This is a genomic window from Streptomyces sp. NPDC045695, assembly GCF_056432025.1.
In genome coordinates this window covers 184,233-201,027 of record NZ_JBWKJU010000002.1, presented here as the reverse complement: position 1 = coordinate 201,027, position 16,795 = coordinate 184,233, and the positions used below count along the sequence as shown (strand labels likewise).

15 protein-coding genes are annotated in these 16,795 nt (G+C 70.5%); 7 read left to right on the top strand and 8 right to left on the bottom strand.

Annotation, left to right across the window (positions count from 1 at the left end):
• Positions 1 to 135: 135 nt before the first annotated feature.
• Positions 136 to 1,173 (bottom strand): L-glyceraldehyde 3-phosphate reductase, encoded by a 1,038-nt coding sequence (gene mgrA / locus AC07DU_RS04050; RefSeq protein ID WP_479109496.1) that lies wholly within the window; start codon positions 1,171 to 1,173, stop codon positions 136 to 138.
• Between the two features lie 127 nt (positions 1,174 to 1,300).
• Here mgrA and AC07DU_RS04045 point away from each other — a divergent pair, with 127 nt between their 5' ends.
• The 5 genes from AC07DU_RS04045 (at position 1,301) to AC07DU_RS04025 (ending at position 7,107) form a co-directional block, all read left to right on the top strand.
• A complete protein-coding gene (locus AC07DU_RS04045) occupies positions 1,301 to 2,062 on the top strand; it encodes an isoprenyl transferase (RefSeq protein WP_360898798.1) in 762 nt (253 codons plus the stop codon).
• A 354-nt stretch (positions 2,063 to 2,416) separates the two neighbouring features.
• Entirely contained in the window at positions 2,417 to 3,733 is a 1,317-nt protein-coding gene (locus AC07DU_RS04040) for a PhoH family protein (RefSeq protein WP_360898703.1), read from the top strand.
• 455 nt (positions 3,734 to 4,188) lie between these two features.
• A complete protein-coding gene (locus AC07DU_RS04035) occupies positions 4,189 to 4,881 on the top strand; it encodes an aggregation-promoting factor C-terminal-like domain-containing protein (RefSeq protein WP_360898705.1) in 693 nt (230 codons plus the stop codon).
• Positions 4,882 to 5,012: 131 nt separating this feature from the next.
• On the top strand, positions 5,013 to 6,389 hold the full coding sequence (locus AC07DU_RS04030; RefSeq protein WP_360898707.1) for an AI-2E family transporter: 1,377 nt from the start codon (positions 5,013 to 5,015) through the stop codon (positions 6,387 to 6,389).
• 19 nt (positions 6,390 to 6,408) lie between these two features.
• A complete protein-coding gene (locus AC07DU_RS04025) occupies positions 6,409 to 7,107 on the top strand; it encodes a hypothetical protein (protein ID WP_479109494.1) in 699 nt (232 codons plus the stop codon).
• A 59-nt stretch (positions 7,108 to 7,166) separates the two neighbouring features.
• On the opposite strand, the gene AC07DU_RS04020 is transcribed toward AC07DU_RS04025, so the two are convergent.
• Together AC07DU_RS04020 and AC07DU_RS04015 are read right to left on the bottom strand one after the other, a co-directional pair.
• Positions 7,167 to 7,703 (bottom strand): alkyl hydroperoxide reductase, encoded by a 537-nt coding sequence (locus AC07DU_RS04020; protein WP_360898711.1) that lies wholly within the window; start codon positions 7,701 to 7,703, stop codon positions 7,167 to 7,169.
• A gap of 3 nt (positions 7,704 to 7,706) precedes the next feature.
• Positions 7,707 to 8,261: a peroxiredoxin gene (locus AC07DU_RS04015; protein WP_360898713.1), complete on the bottom strand. Its 555-nt coding sequence runs from the start codon at positions 8,259 to 8,261 to the stop codon at positions 7,707 to 7,709.
• A gap of 135 nt (positions 8,262 to 8,396) precedes the next feature.
• Here AC07DU_RS04015 and AC07DU_RS04010 point away from each other — a divergent pair, with 135 nt between their 5' ends.
• Complete coding sequence (locus tag AC07DU_RS04010) at positions 8,397 to 9,344, top strand: hydrogen peroxide-inducible genes activator (protein WP_360898715.1); 948 nt, start codon at positions 8,397 to 8,399, stop codon at positions 9,342 to 9,344.
• Between the two features lie 97 nt (positions 9,345 to 9,441).
• Here the strand turns inward: AC07DU_RS04010 and AC07DU_RS04005 are convergent, their stop codons facing one another.
• The 5 genes from AC07DU_RS04005 to AC07DU_RS03985 form a co-directional block, all read right to left on the bottom strand.
• Positions 9,442 to 11,748 carry an ABC transporter permease gene (locus tag AC07DU_RS04005; protein ID WP_479109890.1) on the bottom strand — a complete coding sequence of 769 codons (2,307 nt, stop codon included), beginning with the start codon at positions 11,746 to 11,748 and terminating at the stop codon, positions 9,442 to 9,444.
• Positions 11,749 to 11,780: 32 nt separating this feature from the next.
• Positions 11,781 to 12,467 carry an ABC transporter ATP-binding protein gene (locus AC07DU_RS04000; protein ID WP_361949076.1) on the bottom strand — a complete coding sequence of 229 codons (687 nt, stop codon included), beginning with the start codon at positions 12,465 to 12,467 and terminating at the stop codon, positions 11,781 to 11,783.
• Positions 12,464 to 12,988 (bottom strand): PadR family transcriptional regulator, encoded by a 525-nt coding sequence (locus AC07DU_RS03995; RefSeq protein ID WP_360898721.1) that lies wholly within the window; start codon positions 12,986 to 12,988, stop codon positions 12,464 to 12,466. The genes AC07DU_RS04000 and AC07DU_RS03995 overlap by 4 nt, the downstream gene beginning before the upstream one ends.
• Positions 12,989 to 13,086: 98 nt before the next feature.
• Positions 13,087 to 13,320, bottom strand: coding sequence for a type II toxin-antitoxin system antitoxin (locus AC07DU_RS03990; protein WP_360898723.1), 234 nt, complete (start codon positions 13,318 to 13,320; stop codon positions 13,087 to 13,089).
• A complete protein-coding gene (locus AC07DU_RS03985; RefSeq protein ID WP_479026781.1) occupies positions 13,317 to 14,225 on the bottom strand; it encodes an SPFH domain-containing protein in 909 nt (302 codons plus the stop codon). The genes AC07DU_RS03990 and AC07DU_RS03985 overlap by 4 nt, the downstream gene beginning before the upstream one ends.
• Before the next feature lie 231 nt (positions 14,226 to 14,456).
• On the opposite strand from AC07DU_RS03985, the gene AC07DU_RS03980 reads away from it, so the two are divergent.
• Positions 14,457 to 16,724 (top strand): transglycosylase domain-containing protein, encoded by a 2,268-nt coding sequence (locus AC07DU_RS03980; RefSeq protein WP_360898727.1) that lies wholly within the window; start codon positions 14,457 to 14,459, stop codon positions 16,722 to 16,724.
• Positions 16,725 to 16,795: the final 71 nt, after the last annotated feature.

Genomic DNA, 16,795 nt, shown 5'->3' with positions numbered 1-16,795 from the left:
GCGCCAATGCACGCATCACGCTTTACGAAGGGTTATGGTGGAACCCCCCCCTCGGGCCGGTCCGTATCCCCCCCACGGACCGGCCCGTTTTTTGTTTCTCCGCGATTTCGCGGCCGGGTGCGTCAAACGCGCAGGTCAGCCCCGCTGGGCCCACAGGTTGGTGCCGGGGGTGGACACCGCGAACGAGTCGATCTCCTTCAACTCGGCCTGAGACAAGGGGGCGGCGGCCAGCGCGGCCACGTTCTCCTCCAGCTGCCGCACGCTCGAAGCGCCGATCAGCGCCGAGGTCATCCGCTCGTCGCGCAGCACCCACGTCAGCGCGAGCTGGGCCAGGGACTGGCCGCGGCGGGCCGCGATGTCGTTCAGGCCGTTCAGCCGGCGGAGCACCTCGTCCGAGAGCAGGTCCGGGTTCAGTGACTTGCCCTGCGTGGCCCGCGAGCCCTCCGGGATCTCCTTCAGGTACTTGCCGGTCAGCAGCCCCTGCGCGAGCGGCGCGAAGGAGATGCACCCCATGCCCGCGTCCTCCAGCGTGTCGAGCAGGCCGTCCTCCTCCGTCCAGCGGTTGATCATGGAGTACGAGGGCTGGTGGATCAGCGGACGCACCCCCAGCTCGCGCAGGATCCGCGCGGCCTCCGCCGTCTGCTCCGCCGTGTAGGAGGAGATGCCGACGTACAGCGCCTTGCCCTGCTGGACCGCGGACGCGAGGGCGCCCATGGTCTCCTCCAGCGGGGTCTGCGGGTCGAAGCGGTGCGAGTAGAAGATGTCGACGTAGTCCACGCCCATCCGCTTCAGCGAGGCGTCGAGCGAGCTGAGCAGGTACTTGCGGCTGCCCCACTCGCCGTACGGCCCGGGGTGCATCAGGTAGCCGGCCTTGGTGGAGAGGATCAGCTCGTCCCGGTAGGACGCGAAGTCCTGCGCGAAGACCTTGCCGAAGTTCAGCTCGGCCGAGCCGGGCGGCGGGCCGTAGTTGTTCGCCAGGTCGAAGTGGGTCACTCCGAGGTCGAAGGCGCGGCGCAGGATCGCCCGCTGGGACTCCAGGGACTTGTCGTCGCCGAAGTTGTGCCAGAGGCCCAGGGAGATGGCGGGGAGCTTGAGGCCGCTGTGGCCGGTGCGTCGGTACTCCATGGAGTCGTAGCGCGAGGGTTCTGCCCGATAGGGATTGGTATCAGTCACGTTGTCCTCCCTATCACGGAGTTGTGACAGACCGAGTTGGGTACCCCATCCCGCCGCGCAGTAATGTGGCCGCCTCGGGGGAGACCGCAATTCGCACGGGGGCATGGCACGGAGGGGCTGGAAGATCGTGAAGCTGCGCGACCTGGTGTACAGGCTCTATGCACGCCGGGTGGAAGGCCGTCTCGACCATGACGCGGCGCCCAAGCACATCGGCGTCATCCTGGACGGGAACAGGCGCTGGGCGAAGGCGTCCGGAGGTACGACGGAGCAGGGCCACCAGGCCGGAGCCGACAAGATCTCCGAGATGCTCGGCTGGTGCACCGAGACGGACGTCGAGGTCGTCACCCTGTGGATGCTCTCCACGGACAACCTGGACCGGCCGGAGGTCGAGCTCCGCCCCCTGCTCAACATCATCGAGAACACGGTCCGGGGCCTCGCCGCGGACGGCCGCTGGCGCGTCCACCACGTCGGCAACCTCGACATCCTGCCCGCCGGGACGCAGACGGTCCTGAAGGAGGCCGAGGAGGCCACCCACGGCGTCGACGGGATACTCGTCAACGTCGCCGTCGGCTACGGCGGCCGCCAGGAGATCGCCGACGCGGTCCGCTCGCTGCTCCTGGAGCACGCGCGCAAGGGCACCTCCTTCGAGGAGCTCGCGGAGATCCTCGACATCGACCACATCGCCGAGCACCTCTACACGCGCGGCCAGCCCGACCCGGACCTCGTGATCCGTACCAGCGGCGAGCAGCGGCTGTCCGGATTCATGCTGTGGCAGAGCGCGCACTCCGAGTACTACTTCTGCGAGGTCTTCTGGCCGGCCTTCCGCAAGGTCGACTTCCTGCGGGCCCTGCGCGACTACGCCGCCCGCCACCGGCGCTACGGCACCTGAGCCCACCTCTTCCCGCAGCCGGGGGGTCTGACGGCCCCTCGGTCCCGGCATGCCCCGGCGCGTCCCCCTCGCCCCGCCTCCGAAGCCTTCACCAGGGATTCACCGAGCGTCCGTCATATGCCATGGCATGGCCGGGCCTGTTCGGGGAATATCCCTTTCAGGTCGACGCCCGATCCACGGGTGTCGAGTCTCAGCGGACGGCATGGGGTCGTCCGCCCGGGAGGCCCTTTGCACCAGGACGCACGTGCGGTTCGCACGGACGAAGTGGGAGGGCCGGAAATCGGCCCTGGCATGGGTGCCGATGACCGGTCCGGTCTTCATGGCCCGACCTCTTCCGAGGGGGTACGTCCTTCCGTGGTGACCAGCACAAAGCGCCGCCTGCCCGACAGGCGGACCTACGTCCTCGACACCAGCGTCCTGCTGGCAGACCCCAACGCGATCACCCGCTTCGACGAGCACGAGGTCGTGCTCCCGATCGTGGTGATCACCGAGCTGGAGGCAAAGAGGCACCATCCCGAACTCGGCTACTTCGCGCGCCAGGCCCTGCGCCTGCTCGACGACTTCCGGGTCCGGTACGGACGTCTCGACGCCCCCATCCCGCTGGGCGATCTGGGTGGCACCCTGCGTGTCGAACTCAACCACTCCGACCCGGGCGTCCTGCCCGCCGGCTTCAGGCTGGGGGACAACGACTCGCGCATCCTCGCGGTCGCCCGCAACCTTCAGGCCGAGGGCTACGACGTCACGGTGGTCTCGAAGGATCTCCCCCTGCGCATCAAGGCCTCCTCGGTGGGCCTGCTCGCCGAGGAGTACCGCGCCGAGCTCGCCATCACCGACGGCGGCTGGACGGGCATGAGCGAGCTCGCCCTCTCCGGTGAACAGGTGGACCTCCTCTACTCCGAGGAGCGGCTCTACGTGCCCGAGGCCGCGGAACTGCCCGTGCACACCGGACTGGTCCTGCAGTCCGAGCGCGGCAAGGCGCTGGGCCGGGTCACCGCCGACGGCAACGTGAAGCTCGTACGGGGCGACCGCGAGGCCTTCGGGCTGCACGGCCGCAGCGCCGAGCAGCGCATCGCCCTGGACCTCCTCCTGGACCCCGAGATCGGGATCATCTCGATGGGCGGCCGGGCCGGCACCGGAAAGTCCGCGCTGGCGCTCTGCGCGGGCCTGGAGGCGGTGCTGGAGCGCAGGCAGCACCAGAAGGTCATGGTCTTCCGGCCGCTGTACGCGGTGGGCGGGCAGGACCTCGGCTATCTGCCCGGGGACGCCGCCGAGAAGATGAGCCCCTGGGCGCAGGCGGTCTTCGACACCCTCTCGGCGGTCGCCGGGCGGGAGGTCATCGAGGAGGTGCTGAACCGCGGGATGCTGGAGGTCCTGCCCCTCACGCACATCCGCGGCCGCTCGCTGCACGACGCCTTCGTGATCGTGGACGAGGCGCAGTCCCTGGAGCGGAATGTCCTTCTGACCGTTCTGTCCCGAATCGGCGCCAATTCGCGGGTCGTTCTGACCCACGACGTCGCCCAGCGGGACAACCTGCGGGTCGGCCGGTACGACGGAGTCGTCGCCGTGGTCGAGAAGTTGAAGGGGCATCCGCTGTTCGCGCACGTCACGCTGACGCGTTCCGAGCGCTCCCCGATCGCCGCACTGGTCACCGAGATGCTGGAGAACCTCTAGGCCCGGGAGGCCCTGGAGGTCCGGCAGGGAGGGCTGGCAGGCCCGTCGAAACGGTCAAAAACCCCATAGCGGGAAGGTGAGTTCGCGCCGCCCGGTAAAGGCCCGAGAGCCTAGCCGGGCGGCGCCGTGCTGCACAGGCTTTTGTCCAAAACAGCGGCGACATACCTGGTGTGACCTTTCCCACGCAACGGAGAATTGCCTTGCGGCGTCGCGTTCCGGCAGAGTCTGGTTTCCGTCAGGCCCCGCATACGGCACACCTGTACCTCCCGTGAGGTACCGCAGCACCACAACTCCACAGACGATGGCCGTATGCCGCCCGAGCTTCACGCGGCAGCCCCCGCAAGGGAGTTGCCCACGGGCCCGCGCCTCCAGTGACCGTAGAACCACGGAGGCCAGAGTCGAGGGGCACTTTTGCGCCCGCGCGGTCACTGCGGACGCTGCTGGAAGGACACCGTGTGAGCCGGATCTCGGTCCGGGGGTTCGCCGTGGCTTCGGCCACCGCGGTCACCACCGTCGGCGCAGTCGTGGGCGTTGCCACCGGCGACCCCACGAACGATCTCGAAACGACCGCATCCGGGGCGACCCTCCTCGCCGACATCCCGGTCGGCGACCAGGCGCAGGTCCAGAGCGCGTCCCTGACGCAGCAGGCCGACACCATCGCCCACGCGGCCGACGCCGAGGCCAAGCGCTCGGCCGAGGAGGCCGCCCGCCTCCAGGCCGCCGAGGACGCCAAGGCCAAGAAGGCCGAGGCGCAGAAGGCCGCCGACGAGCAGGCGAAGAAGGACCGCGAGGCGAAGGAAGCGGCCAGCCGCTCCGCCGCCCGCGACGCCGGGGACTTCGCGCTCCAGAGCTCCTACACGGTCGCCCAGGTCAAGGCCATCGCCCAGCAGATGGTCCCGGCCGGCCAGTTCCAGTGCTTCTCCAACATCATCAACCAGGAATCCACCTGGAACTACAAGGCCGTCAACTCGTCCTCGGGCGCCTACGGTCTCGTCCAGGCGCTCCCGGGCTCGAAGATGGCCTCGGCCGGTGCCGACTGGCGCACCAACCCCGCGACGCAGATCAAGTGGGGCCTGAACTACATGGAAGACCGCTACGGCAGCCCCTGCGCCGCATGGACCTTCCACCAGGCCAACGGCTGGTACTAGGCGCTGTCGTCAAAGTCCCGCCTAGCCCCGCTCAACCTCCGGGAGCCCCGCACCGTCCTACGGTGCGGGGCTCCTCGCGTGTACGGTCGTCGGGGTGTGCCCGCAGACCGGGGGCGGGGGAAGGAAGCGACATGACGAAGAGGGCAGGCTGGCTCGGCCGGCTGGGAAACAGGCTGAACCAGCTGGAGGCGCGGCTGAACGAGCTGCGCGCCGAGGTCGACGCCCAGAGCAGGGGCGACCTGCCGGGGCCCGTCGCACCCGAACCGGCGCCCGCCCCGGCGCCGCCGGCTCCCCCCGCCCCGCCCGTCGCCGCGCCTCCGGCCCCGGCGGCCCACGCGACCGCCGTCGCCGTCCCCGAGCGTCCCTCGCCCGCGAGCGTCATCCCCTGGGGGATGCGCGTCGCCGCCGAGGCCAGCTGGCGGCTGCTGCTGCTCGCCGGGATGCTCTGGGTGATGATGAAGGTGATCAGCGAAGTCCGCCTGGTCGTCCTCGCCTTCGCCGCCGCCATGCTCGTCACCGCGATGCTCCAGCCCTTCGTCGTCCGGCTCCGCAGACTGGGCCTGCCGAGGGGGCTGGCCACGGCGGTCACGGCCATCCTGGGCTTCGTGGTCATCGGGCTCGTGGGCTGGTTCGTGGTCTGGCAGGTCATGGAGAACCTCGACGACCTCTCCAACCGGGTGCGCGAGGGCATCAACGAACTCAAACTCTGGGCACTGGACAGTCCGTTCCACGTGACCGAGAAGCAGATCAACGACATCGCCAAGAACCTCAGCGAGACCATCGGCACCAACACCGAGCAGATCACCTCCGCCGGCCTGCAAGGTGTGACGGTGCTCGTCGAAGTCATGACGGGCATGCTGCTCGCGATGTTCTCGACGCTCTTCCTGCTCTACGACGGCAAGCGCATCTGGACCTGGACGCTCGGCCTGGTCCCCGCCGCCGCCCGGCCCGGGGTGGCCGGTGCCGGACCGCGCGCCTGGCGCACGCTGACCGCGTACGTGCGGGGCACCGTCCTCGTCGCGCTCATCGACGCCATCTTCATCGGCCTCGGCATCTACTTCCTCCACGTGCCGATGGCCGTCCCGCTCGCCGTCTTCATCTTCCTGTTCGCTTTCATCCCGCTGGTCGGCGCGGTGGTCTCGGGCGCGCTCGCGGTGGTCGTGGCGCTGGTGACCCAGGGCGTGTGGAGCGCGCTGATGGTGCTGCTCGTGGTGCTGGCCGTGCAGCAGATCGAGGGGCACGTGCTCCAGCCCTTCATCCTGGGCCGGGCGGTACGGGTGCACCCGCTCGCGGTGGTGCTGTCGGTGGCCGCGGGCGGGATGATCGCGGGCATCGGCGGCGCCGTGGTCGCCGTCCCGCTGGTCGCCGTCACCAACACGGTGGTCGGCTACCTGAGGGCGTACTCGCGCGAACACCACCTCGGAGCCGGAGCGGCCGGCCCGGCGCCGCACGGCTCGACGGCCCTGGGCCGCGCACTGCCGGAGGAGACGGCCCGGAACGGGTCGTAAGGGACATCGGGGGGCGGACATGATCACCGAGCCGGAGATCGACGGGGGCTGGGACACGGCGGGGACGGCGCAGCCGCCGCAGGAGTTCGCCCCGGGCGGGCGGGCGGCGACGGCGGGCGCCTCCACGGCGCGGCCCTGGCTGTGGGCGCTGGGTGGCGTCGTGGTGGCGTCGGCGGTGTGGGCCGGCGGACTGTACGCCTTCGGGGACCGGCTGTCGGAGCCGACGCTCTCCTACCGGGCGTCGAAGAACCTGTGCGAGGACTTCAAGGCCCGCACGCTGAGCGGCCTGACCGGAGACCTGCACAAGAAGCGGCCGATGAACCAGGAGAGCGACCATCCGGCCGTGTACGGCGCGGCGTGCGTGCTCAACAACGTCGAGGGCATGCCGGACTTCGTCGTGCGTGCGCAGGTCGACCTGCACAAGAAGACCGACCCCTCCACCGAGTTCGACGTGCCACCGCTGGCGGCCATCGCCTCCACCGGCGACGTCCGCACGGAAGCGGTGCCCGGTCTCGGTGAGCGTGCTGTCGTGCTCACGTCCCCCGGCGGTCTGGATCAGGAGCTCAAGGTGCTGGACGGCGGTGCGGTGTTCACCGTCCGGGTGCTCGCCAACGGCACCTACGAGGAGAAGAACGGCCGACCCGCCACTGACGCCACCGCGGTCCAGGCGGCGATGATCGAGGACATGCGCGCGCTGATGACGGCCCTGAGGAAGTGAACGCGCGGGGCCCCCGCGGCCGTGAACGGCTGCGGGGGCCCTGGTGGCCGTGCGGGTGACTACGGGGTCGCGAGGGCGGCCTCGGCGTCGAGGGTGACCGCGACGGCCTGGATCACCGAAGCGATCTTGAAGGCCTCCTGGATCGTCTCGCGCTCGACGCCCGCCTTGCGCAGGACCTGCTCGTGCGAGTCCAGGCACTGGCCGCAGCCGTTGATGGCGGAGACCGCGAGCGACCACAGCTCGAAGTCGACCTTCTCCACGCCCGGGTTGCCGATGACGTTCATCCGCAGGCCCGCGCGCAGGTTGCCGTACTCCGGGTCGGAGAGCAGGTGCCGCGTGCGGTAGAAGACGTTGTTCATCGCCATGACCGCGGCGGCGGACTTGGCGGCGGTGTACGCCTCCGGGGAGAGGTTCGCCTTCGCCTCGGGCTCCAGCTCACGCAGGACGCGCGGGGAGCGGGCGGCGATCGCGCAGGACAGGACCGTGCCCCACAGCTGCTGCTGCGGGAGGTCGCTGTTGCCGATGACCGAACCGAGGTTCAGCTTCAGGTCCTTGGCGAAGTCCGGGATCGACGACTTGAGGGAGTCGAGGGACATCCGTCACTCACCGGCCAGCAGCGCGCCGGCGTCGATCGTGCTGTCGCCCTTGTTCCAGTTGCAGGGGCACAGCTCGTCGGTCTGCAGGGCGTCGAGGACCCGCAGGACCTCCTTGGGGTTACGGCCCACGGAACCGGCGGTCACCATCGAGAACTGGATCTCGTTGTTCGGGTCCACGATGAAGACGGCGCGCATCGGCAGGCCGTCCTCGCCCAGGATGCCCAGGTCGCTGGAGAGCTCGCGCTTGATGTCGGACATCATCGGGAAGGGCAGGTCACGCAGGTCGGCGTGGTCCTTGCGCCAGGCGTGGTGCACGTACTCGGAGTCGAGGGAGAAGCCGAGGACCTGCGCGTCGCGGTCGGCGAACTCCTCGTTCAGCTTGCCGAAGGCGGCGATCTCGGTCGGGCACACGAAGGTGAAGTCCAGCGGCCAGGCGAAGACAACCTTCCACTTGCCGTCGTAGGTCTTGTGGTCGATCTGCGCGAACTCGGCGCCGGCCTCGAGCGAGACACAGGCGGTCAGGTCGAAGGCGGGGAACTTGTCACCAACAGTGAGCACGCGCTCTCCTTGAGAAAGGGAAAGATCCCCTTTTGGGGGTTTTCCGATGGGGTTGGACGTATCTCACATGCTGACACACCTGCATTGATTGCGGAAATAGCTACTCTTGACCTGGGTGATCGGAGGTACCTATCAGTGGCTGTGGGTAATAGGGGAGCGAAGCAACCGACGCTCGCCCAGCTGCGCGCCTTCGCGGCCGTCGCCGAGCACCTGCACTTCCGGGACGCCGCGGCGGCCATCGGCATGAGCCAGCCCGCGCTCTCCGGAGCCGTCTCCGCGCTGGAGGAGGCCCTCGGCGTGCAGCTGCTGGAGCGCACCACCCGCAAGGTGCTGCTCTCCCCGGCGGGCGAGCGGATCGCGGCCCGGGCGCAGGTGGTGCTCGACGCCATGGGCGGGCTGCTGGAGGAGGCCGAGGCGGTACGGGCGCCCTTCACCGGGGTCCTGCGGCTCGGGGTGATCCCCACGGTGGCGCCGTACCTGCTGCCGACGGTGCTCGGGCTGTTCCACCGGCGCTATCCCCGGATGGACCTCCAGGTGCACGAGGAACAGACCTCCTCGCTGCTGGAGGGGCTGGCCGGCGGACGCCTGGACCTGCTCCTGCTGGCCGTGCCGCTCGGGGTGCCGGGGGTCACCGAACTCCCCCTCTTCGACGAGGACTTCGTCCTGCTCGCCCCCCGGGAGCACGAGCTGGCCGGGCGCCGGGACATCCCGCTGGAGGAACTGCGCGGGCTGCAACTGCTGTTGCTGGACGAGGGCCACTGCCTGCGCGACCAGGCCCTCGACATCTGCCGCGAGGCGGGCCGCACGACGGGGGCGGACGTCACGACCACCGCCGCCGGGCTGTCCACCCTCGTACAGCTGGTCGCCGGGGGACTGGGCGTGACGCTGTTGCCGCGCACCGCGCTGCGCCTGGAGACCGCCCGCAACGAACACCTGTCCACCGGGTACTTCGCCGAGCCCGCCCCCTCGCGGCGGATCGCCCTGGCCATGCGCACCGGGACCGCCCGCCAGGAGGAGTTCCGGGCCGTCGCCGCCGCACTGCGCGAGGCCGTACGCCCCCTCCCCGTGTGGCCCACCGACTAGGGGGGTGCCTGGCGGATCAGGCCGGATCCACCAGACACCTCCCAGGCCCGCGGGCCACGGGCGGGAACGGGCGTACGGGACTACGCGCGCCGCCCGTTCACTCCGTGCGCAGGCCGTCCGGTCGCATCATCCGCAGCAGCGCCGGCAGGCTGAGGGCGGTCACCAGGGCGACCACGCCCGCACCCGCGCCCGTCATGGCCGCGACCGAGGCCCAGTCGATGCGCACGGGCCGGGAGGCCATCCGCATCAGGACGCTCCCCAGCCCCACGCCCACCACCGTGGCCAGGGCCAGCCCCAGCCCGACGGGCAGCGCCGTCTGCCACAGCACCGAAAGGCTCAGCGTGGAGCGCTTGGTGCCGAAGGCGACCAGGGACGACAGCAGGCGCTTGCGTTCGCGCAACTGCTCCAGCTGCGAGACCAGCAGGCTCGCGGCGATCAGGATCAGTACGGCGGTCGCACCGAAGAACAGCCCGGTGCGGATCGCGGCGTAATCGGAGTCCCTCCGGGTGGACTTCAGCGTCATCGTGCGACTGAGCGGATCCGCCGTGAAGACGGCGGTACGGGCCCGTTCCATGGCGTCCGGCACGGACTCGTCGAGCTCGACGAACACCTGGGCGGACCCGGCGTCCGCCACGCCCTTCGGTGCGAGCGAGGGCGTCGCCAGGATCCCGTCGCGCAGCGCACCGGTCGGGTCCTCACGGCTGGCGACCGTGGCCGCCGCGACCGGGACGGTCCACTCGACGCTCTGCCGCTCCTTCGGTGTGTCCGTGAAGGGGTTGACGGAGAGCGTGTCGCCCGGCTTGGCGGGGGAGCCGTAGACGCCGGAGTCCTTGTCCGCGGTGCCGGTGAGCACGAAGGCGTCGCCGTCCTCGCAGGAGTCCAGTACGGCGACTTCGCGCAGCGCCTCGCAGGTGCCGACGGTGATCTTGACCTTGTCGCCCGTGTCCGGCCGGCGGTCGGCGTAGACGGTCGCCAGCGGGGTCGCGGCGGCGACGCCCTGCGCGCCGGCGATCCTGGCGGCGAACTCCTCACCCCGGTCCCAGTCGGCCGGGGGCAGCAGGACGGAGAGCGCCGCCCGGGACGGGTCGTGGCCGGTGTGGACGGTGTAGTCGTCCTCCACGGAGGCGAAGAGCATCTGCAGGGCGATGGCCCCGGCCACGGCGACGGCGATGCCGTTGACCAGCCGGACGGCGGGTCCCCCGCTCACCTGGAGGCGGCGGACGGCCAGTTGCCAGGAGAGCGGGCCGCTGCCCGACATCAGGGCGACGAGCCGCTCCAGCAGCCAGGGAAGCAGCGCGGTGATCCCGACCAGGAGCAGGGCGACGCCCGCGCTGACCTGCCACTGGTTGAAGTCCTCGCCCTCGCCGCCGCCCGTCAGCGGGACCAGCAGCCCCAGTCCGCCCAGCGGCAGCAGCAGCCGCCACCAGATGCGGCGCCGCCGCGGGACGGTCCTGCGGACGAGACCGAGCGGCTCGACGACCACCCCGCGCAGCGCGAACAGGGTCACGGCGACGGCCGCGGCGGGCACCACGAGCGCGACGAGCAGGGCCAGCCACAGCGATGGATCGAGGTCGGCGGGGAAGACGCCGCGCTGGCGCAGGGTGACGCTGCCCACGAGGGCGCGGCCGGCGGCGAAGAACCCGACGCCCAGGGCCAGTCCGACCAGCGATCCGCCGAGCGCCTCGCCCGCGGCGATCCGCCGCACCGTGCGGGTGTCGGCGCCGACCAGGCGGATGGCCGCGAGCCGCAGGTCGCGGCGCTCACCGCCGAAGCGGACGGCGGCGGCGATGAACACCGCGACCGGCAGCAGCAGCGCGACGAAGGTCAGCACCACCAGGAGCATCAGCACGGGGTCGAGCGGCTCGGGCTCCTCCCCGGCGCCGAAGCCGGTGATCCGCTGGACGCGGTAGTGCTCGGGGCCGGTCTGGTGCAGGCTGTCGTTGCCGGCGTAGAAGAGCAGCTCGCCGGGGCCGACCAGGCCCGCGTCCCCGATGACCTCGCTGACCGGCCAGTCGAGGCGCTCGCGCAGGAGCGTGCCCCCGGGGGAGTCCAGCAACCGGCGCAGGGCGGGGGAGACGGCCATCTCGCCCGGCCCGGGGATCTTCGTCAGGCCGGGCGGGACGGGTGCGTCCGGGCCCTCGGCCTTCAGGTAGGCGCCCCCGATGTCCCTGCCGCGGTACGTCTGGTTGGCGGCCGAGATCAGCAGGGTGTCGGGGCCCGGCTGAGCGGCCGTCGGCGCGTTCGTCGTGGAGCGGGCGTCGTCGCGTTCGTAGCGGACGGCGAGGGCGCTCGGCAGGGCGGTGGTGATCAGCAGCAGGGCGACGCCGAGGCCGACGCCTATGCCGGTGAACAGGGTGCGGGTCCAGCCCTCGCGGCCGCCCCCGAAGGCGAACCGGACCCCCATGGAGAGGTCCCGGGTCCATCCCCCGAGCGCGCTCACGCGATCCGCTCCATGTCGCGCGTCCGGCCGTCGCGTACGACGATCTCGCGGTCGGAGTAGGCGGCCACGCGCGTCTCGTGCGTCACGAGGACGACGGCGGTGCTGGCGGCCCGGGCGGTCTCGGTGAGCAGCTGCATCACGAGCTCGCCGTTGAGGGAGTTCAGGGCGCCGGTCGGCTCGTCGGCGAAGACCACCCGGGGCCGCGTGACCAGCGCGCGGGCGACGGCCACCCGCTGGCCCTGGCCTCCGGACACCTCGCCGGGCCGCTTGCGGGCCAGGTCCTCGACCTGGATCCGCTCCATCCAGTGCAGGGCGGTCCGTTCGGCCTCCTTGCGCTTGACGCCGGTGAGGCGCAGCGGGAGGGCGACGTTCTCCAGGCAGGTCAGCTCCGGTACCAGCTGGCCGAACTGGAAGACGAAGCCGAACTCGGAGCGGCGCAGGGCGCTGCGCTCGGCGTCGCTCATGGAGGAGAGCTCGCGGCCGGCGTAGGTGAGGGAGCCCGAGTCGGGAGCGACGATCCCGGCGAGGCAGTGCAGCAGGGTGGACTTGCCGGAGCCGGAGGGCCCCATGACGGCGACGATCTCGCCGGCGTGGATGGAGAACTCGGCGCCGTCGAGCGCCTGGGTGCTTCCGTACGCCTTGCGGAGGTCCGTCGCGGCGAGCAGAGAGCCGGCCGGGGTCATCGGCGTACCTCCTGGGCGAGCTGGTCGAGGCGGGCCGCGGTGAGCTCCAGCCACCGCAGGTCCGCCTCCAGATGGAACAGGGCGTGGTCGCAGACGAGCTGGTCGGCGATGTCCCCCTTGCGCTTGCGCTGGGTGAGGATGCGCATGAGGCGCAGGTGCTCGGCGCGCTGGGTGTCCAGCAGCTCGTCCGCGCGGCGGCCGGTGAGCAGCGCGAGGACGACCTTGGTGAAGAGGGTCGACTGGAGGTACGGCTCCGGCTTCTCGGGTTGCGAGAGCCAGGTCTGCACGTCGGTGATGCCGGCGTCGGTGATGGCGTACCGCTTGCGGTCGGGACCGCCGCCGCTCTCGATGCCGTCGACCTCGACGAGGCCGTTCTTCAGGAGGCGGGACATGGTCGAGTAGACCTGCCCGTAGGCGAGGGGGCGGTCGTGGCCGAACTTCTCGTCGAAGGCGCGCTTGAGGTCGTAGCCGTGGCGCGGGCCGGCCTCAAGGAGGCCGAGCAGGGTGTGACCGATGGACATGCCACGACTGTACACGCCGTGTATACCTCGTGTGTATACCTGCCGCGTATAGCTCCCCAGGGCCCGCGCCTCGACGCCGACGGGCGCCAACGCGCGGGTCAGTCCGCGGGCTTCGGGGGCCGCCCCCGGCGCGGGATGGGGGCCGGGCCCGAGGGGAGGCGGCCGGCCTCGGCGAGGGCCCGGCGGAGCAGGAACTCGATCTGCGCGTTCGCGCTGCGCAGTTCCTCGCCCGCCCAGCGGGCCAGCGCCTCGTACACCTGCGGGTCGAGTCGCAGCAGTACCTGCTTGCGCGCCTGGCGGCCCGCCGGTTTCTCCTCGCCGCCGGGGGTCACTGGTAGAGGGTGCCCGTGTTGACGACCGGCTGGGCGGCGCGGTCGCCGCACAGGACCACCATCAGGTTCGAGACCATGGCGGCCTTGCGCTCCGGGTCCAGGTCCACGATGTCCTCCTCCGCCAGGCGGGTCAGGGCCAGCTCGACCATGCCCACCGCGCCTTCGACGATCTGCTTGCGGGCCGCCACGACCGCGCCCGCCTGCTGGCGCTGGAGCATCGCGGAGGCGATCTCCGGAGCGTACGCGAGATGCGTGAAGCGGGACTCGATGATGTGCACCCCGGCCGCCTCCACCCGCGCGTGCAGCTCCACGGCCAGCTTCTCGGTGATCTCCTCGGCGTTCCCGCGCAGCGACAGGCCGCCCTCCTCGTGCGCGTCGTACGGGTACTCGATCGCGATGTGCCGCACCGCCGCCTCGGTCTGCGTCTCGACGAACTCCGTGAAGTCCTCGACCTCGAAGGTGGCCCGCGCGGTGTCCTCGACCCGCCACACCACGACCGCCGCCAGCTCGATGGGGTTGCCGTAGGCGTCGTTGACCTTCAGGACGGCCGTCTCGTGGTTGCGCACCCGGGTGGAGATCTTCTCGCGCGAGGTCAGCGGATTGACCCAGCGCAGCCCGTCCGCGCGGATCGTCCCCCGGTAGCGGCCGAAGAGCTGGACGACCCGGGCCTCGCCGGGGGCCACCGTGTTCAGCCCGCTCATCGCGATCAGGGAGGTGAGTACCAGGATCACGCCGGCCGCGATCAGCGCCGCCTTCAGGGCGACGGCGCTCGACAGCGCCCCGCCCGCGATCAGCCCCGCCCCGCCCAGCAGGCCCGCCAGCCCGAGCAGCAGCGCGGCGCCGCCGGCCACGCTGTTTGCGGGGAACTCCCGTACGCCGTCAGGTGTCGAGATGTCCTTCGTCATGCTATGCCCCGTTTCGTTCGCCGCGGTCGGTCGAACCGCTTATCAAAGTGATATCACTTTTTTGCGCTACAGCAACCCTTCGGCTTAGGTGGGCGTCGGTTCCAGTGATGTGGGTGCTGATTCTCACGTCCGAATTGACCGGTATTGGCCATGGTTGGCCAGCCTTTGTCACAGCCTGCGGTGTTAGCTTTCTGAGCTGACGTCGGGGGGTAATCGAGCGGAGCGGGAGCGATGGGCCGAGCAGAAGTGCGTAAGGCGCAGCAGCAGCGCGGTGCGCGGCGTGCGCCGAGCGGACGCGCGAAGGGCACCAAGGGCACGGCAAGTGGCGGCAAACGCACGGGCATACGCCGCTTCTTCACCTGGAAGAAGGTCCTCGGCACCCTTCTCGGGCTGGTCCTGCTCGGCATGGCCGCGCTGATGGCCCTGTACTTCTACGTCGAAGAACCGGACCCCAACAAGCAGGCGCTCCAGCAGAGCAACGTCTACAAGTACGCAGACGGCACGATCATGGCCAGCAAGGGCAAGGTCAACCGCGAGATCCTGCCGATCAGCAAGATCCCGCTGGACGTCCAGGAGGCGTTCATCGCGATCGAGAACAAGTCCTTCCGCAAGGACCGAGGCGTCGACTTCAAGGGCCTGGCCCGCGGCCTGTGGAACACGGCCAGCGGCCGCGGCAAGGCCGGCGGTTCAACGATCACCCAGCAGTACGTCAAGAACTACTACCTGACCCAGGACCAGACGGCGAGCCGCAAGCTCAAGGAGCTGGTGATCTCCCTCAAGGTCGACCAGCGGATGAAGAAGCCCGAGATCCTCGCGGGCTACCTCAACACCAGCTACTTCGGCCGCGGTGCGTACGGGATCCAGGCCGCGGCCCAGGCCTACTACGGGGTCGACGCGGAGAAGCTGACGCTGGAGCAGGGCGCGTACCTCGCGACCCTCGTCCAGGCGCCCAGCCAGTACGACTGGTCGACCGCCAGCGAGGAGACCAAGAAGCGGATCAAGATCCGCTACGACGCGACCCTCGTCAACATGGTCGACATGGGCAAGCTGGACGAGGCCAAGCGCAAGGAGATGAAGCTCGCGGAGCCGATGCCGCCCCAGCCGCCGATGGGCATGGACGGCCAGAAGGGCTACCTGGTCCAGGCCGCCGAGGCCGAGCTCGTGAGCCAGGGCGTCGAGAAGAAGCTGATCGACGCCGGCGGCTGGACCTTCACGCTCAACATCGACCCGAAGAAGCAGGAAGCCCTGGAGAAGGCCGTCCAGGAGGAGCTGGAGTCCAAGCTCGAACGCGAGAACACCAAGGGCCGCCCGCAGGACCAGAGCGTGCAGGCCGGCGCCACCTCCGTGGACCCGAAGACCGGTCACATCGTCGCCATGTACGGCGGTACCAGCCTGAAGGACCACTGGTCGAGCAACGCCCTGCGCAAGGACTACCAGCCGGGCTCGACCTTCAAGCCGGTCGTGCTCGCCTCCGCACTGGAAACCGGGGCGACCACCCAGGACGGCAAGCCGATCACCCCGAACGCGCTCTACGACGGCACCAGCAAGAGGCCCGTCGTCGGCAGCAAGATCCCGTTCGCCCCGCAGAACCAGGAAGACCGCAACTTCGGCGACCCGATGATGACGGTCCAGGAGGCCACCAACTACTCGGTGAACTCCGTCTACGCGCAGATGATCGTGGACGTGAAGCCCGCGGTCGTGAAGAAGACGGCCCTGGCCCTCGGCATGAAGGACCGTGACGGCTGGCCCGAGGACAAGCCGGCCATGGCGCTCGGCACCATGAGCGCCAACACCGTGGAGATGGCGGGCGTGTACGCCACCCTCGACAACCACGGCAAGAAGGTCACGCCGACCATCATCAAGAAGGCCGAGCACAAGGACCGCGAGGTCGAGCCGGCGCAGCCCATCGGGGCGCAGGCCATCAGCCGCCGCACCGCCGACACCGTCACCAAGGTGCTCACGGGCGTCGTCAACGACGACGGCGGCTCCGGCAACAAGGTCCGCAGCAGCGCCTACGAGGCCGCGGGCAAGACCGGTACCACCGAGAACAACTACTCCGGCTGGTTCACCGGCTACACCCCGGAGCTGGTCACCGTCGTCGCGATCTTCGGTGAGGAGCCCGGCACCGCCAAGCAGGTCACCCTGACCGGTGCGGCCGGACTCGGCCGTCTCGGCGGTTCCAGCTTCCCCGCCTCGATCTGGAAGGCGTACACCCTCGCCGTCCTCAAGGGCGAGGACACGGGCAAGTTCCAGCTGACCGAGGCGGACATGGGCGCTGTCCAGGCGCCGTCCCGCACCGCCTCGCCGACGCCCACGACGAGCCAGTCCTCCAGCGCACCGGCCACCAGCAGCGCCCCGCCGCAGTCGCCGACGCCGACCCCGACCCCGACGCCGACCCGGACCGGTGCGTCGCCGACCGCGACGCCCACCCCGACGCCCACGTCGACCAAGACCGGCGGTCCCAAGCCGCCGGACCCGCCGCTGGTGCCCGAGAACTAGACACCGGGCCCGTGACGACACACCGCCGCCCCGCAGCCTTCACGGCTGCGGGGCGGCGGTCTTCTCAGCGG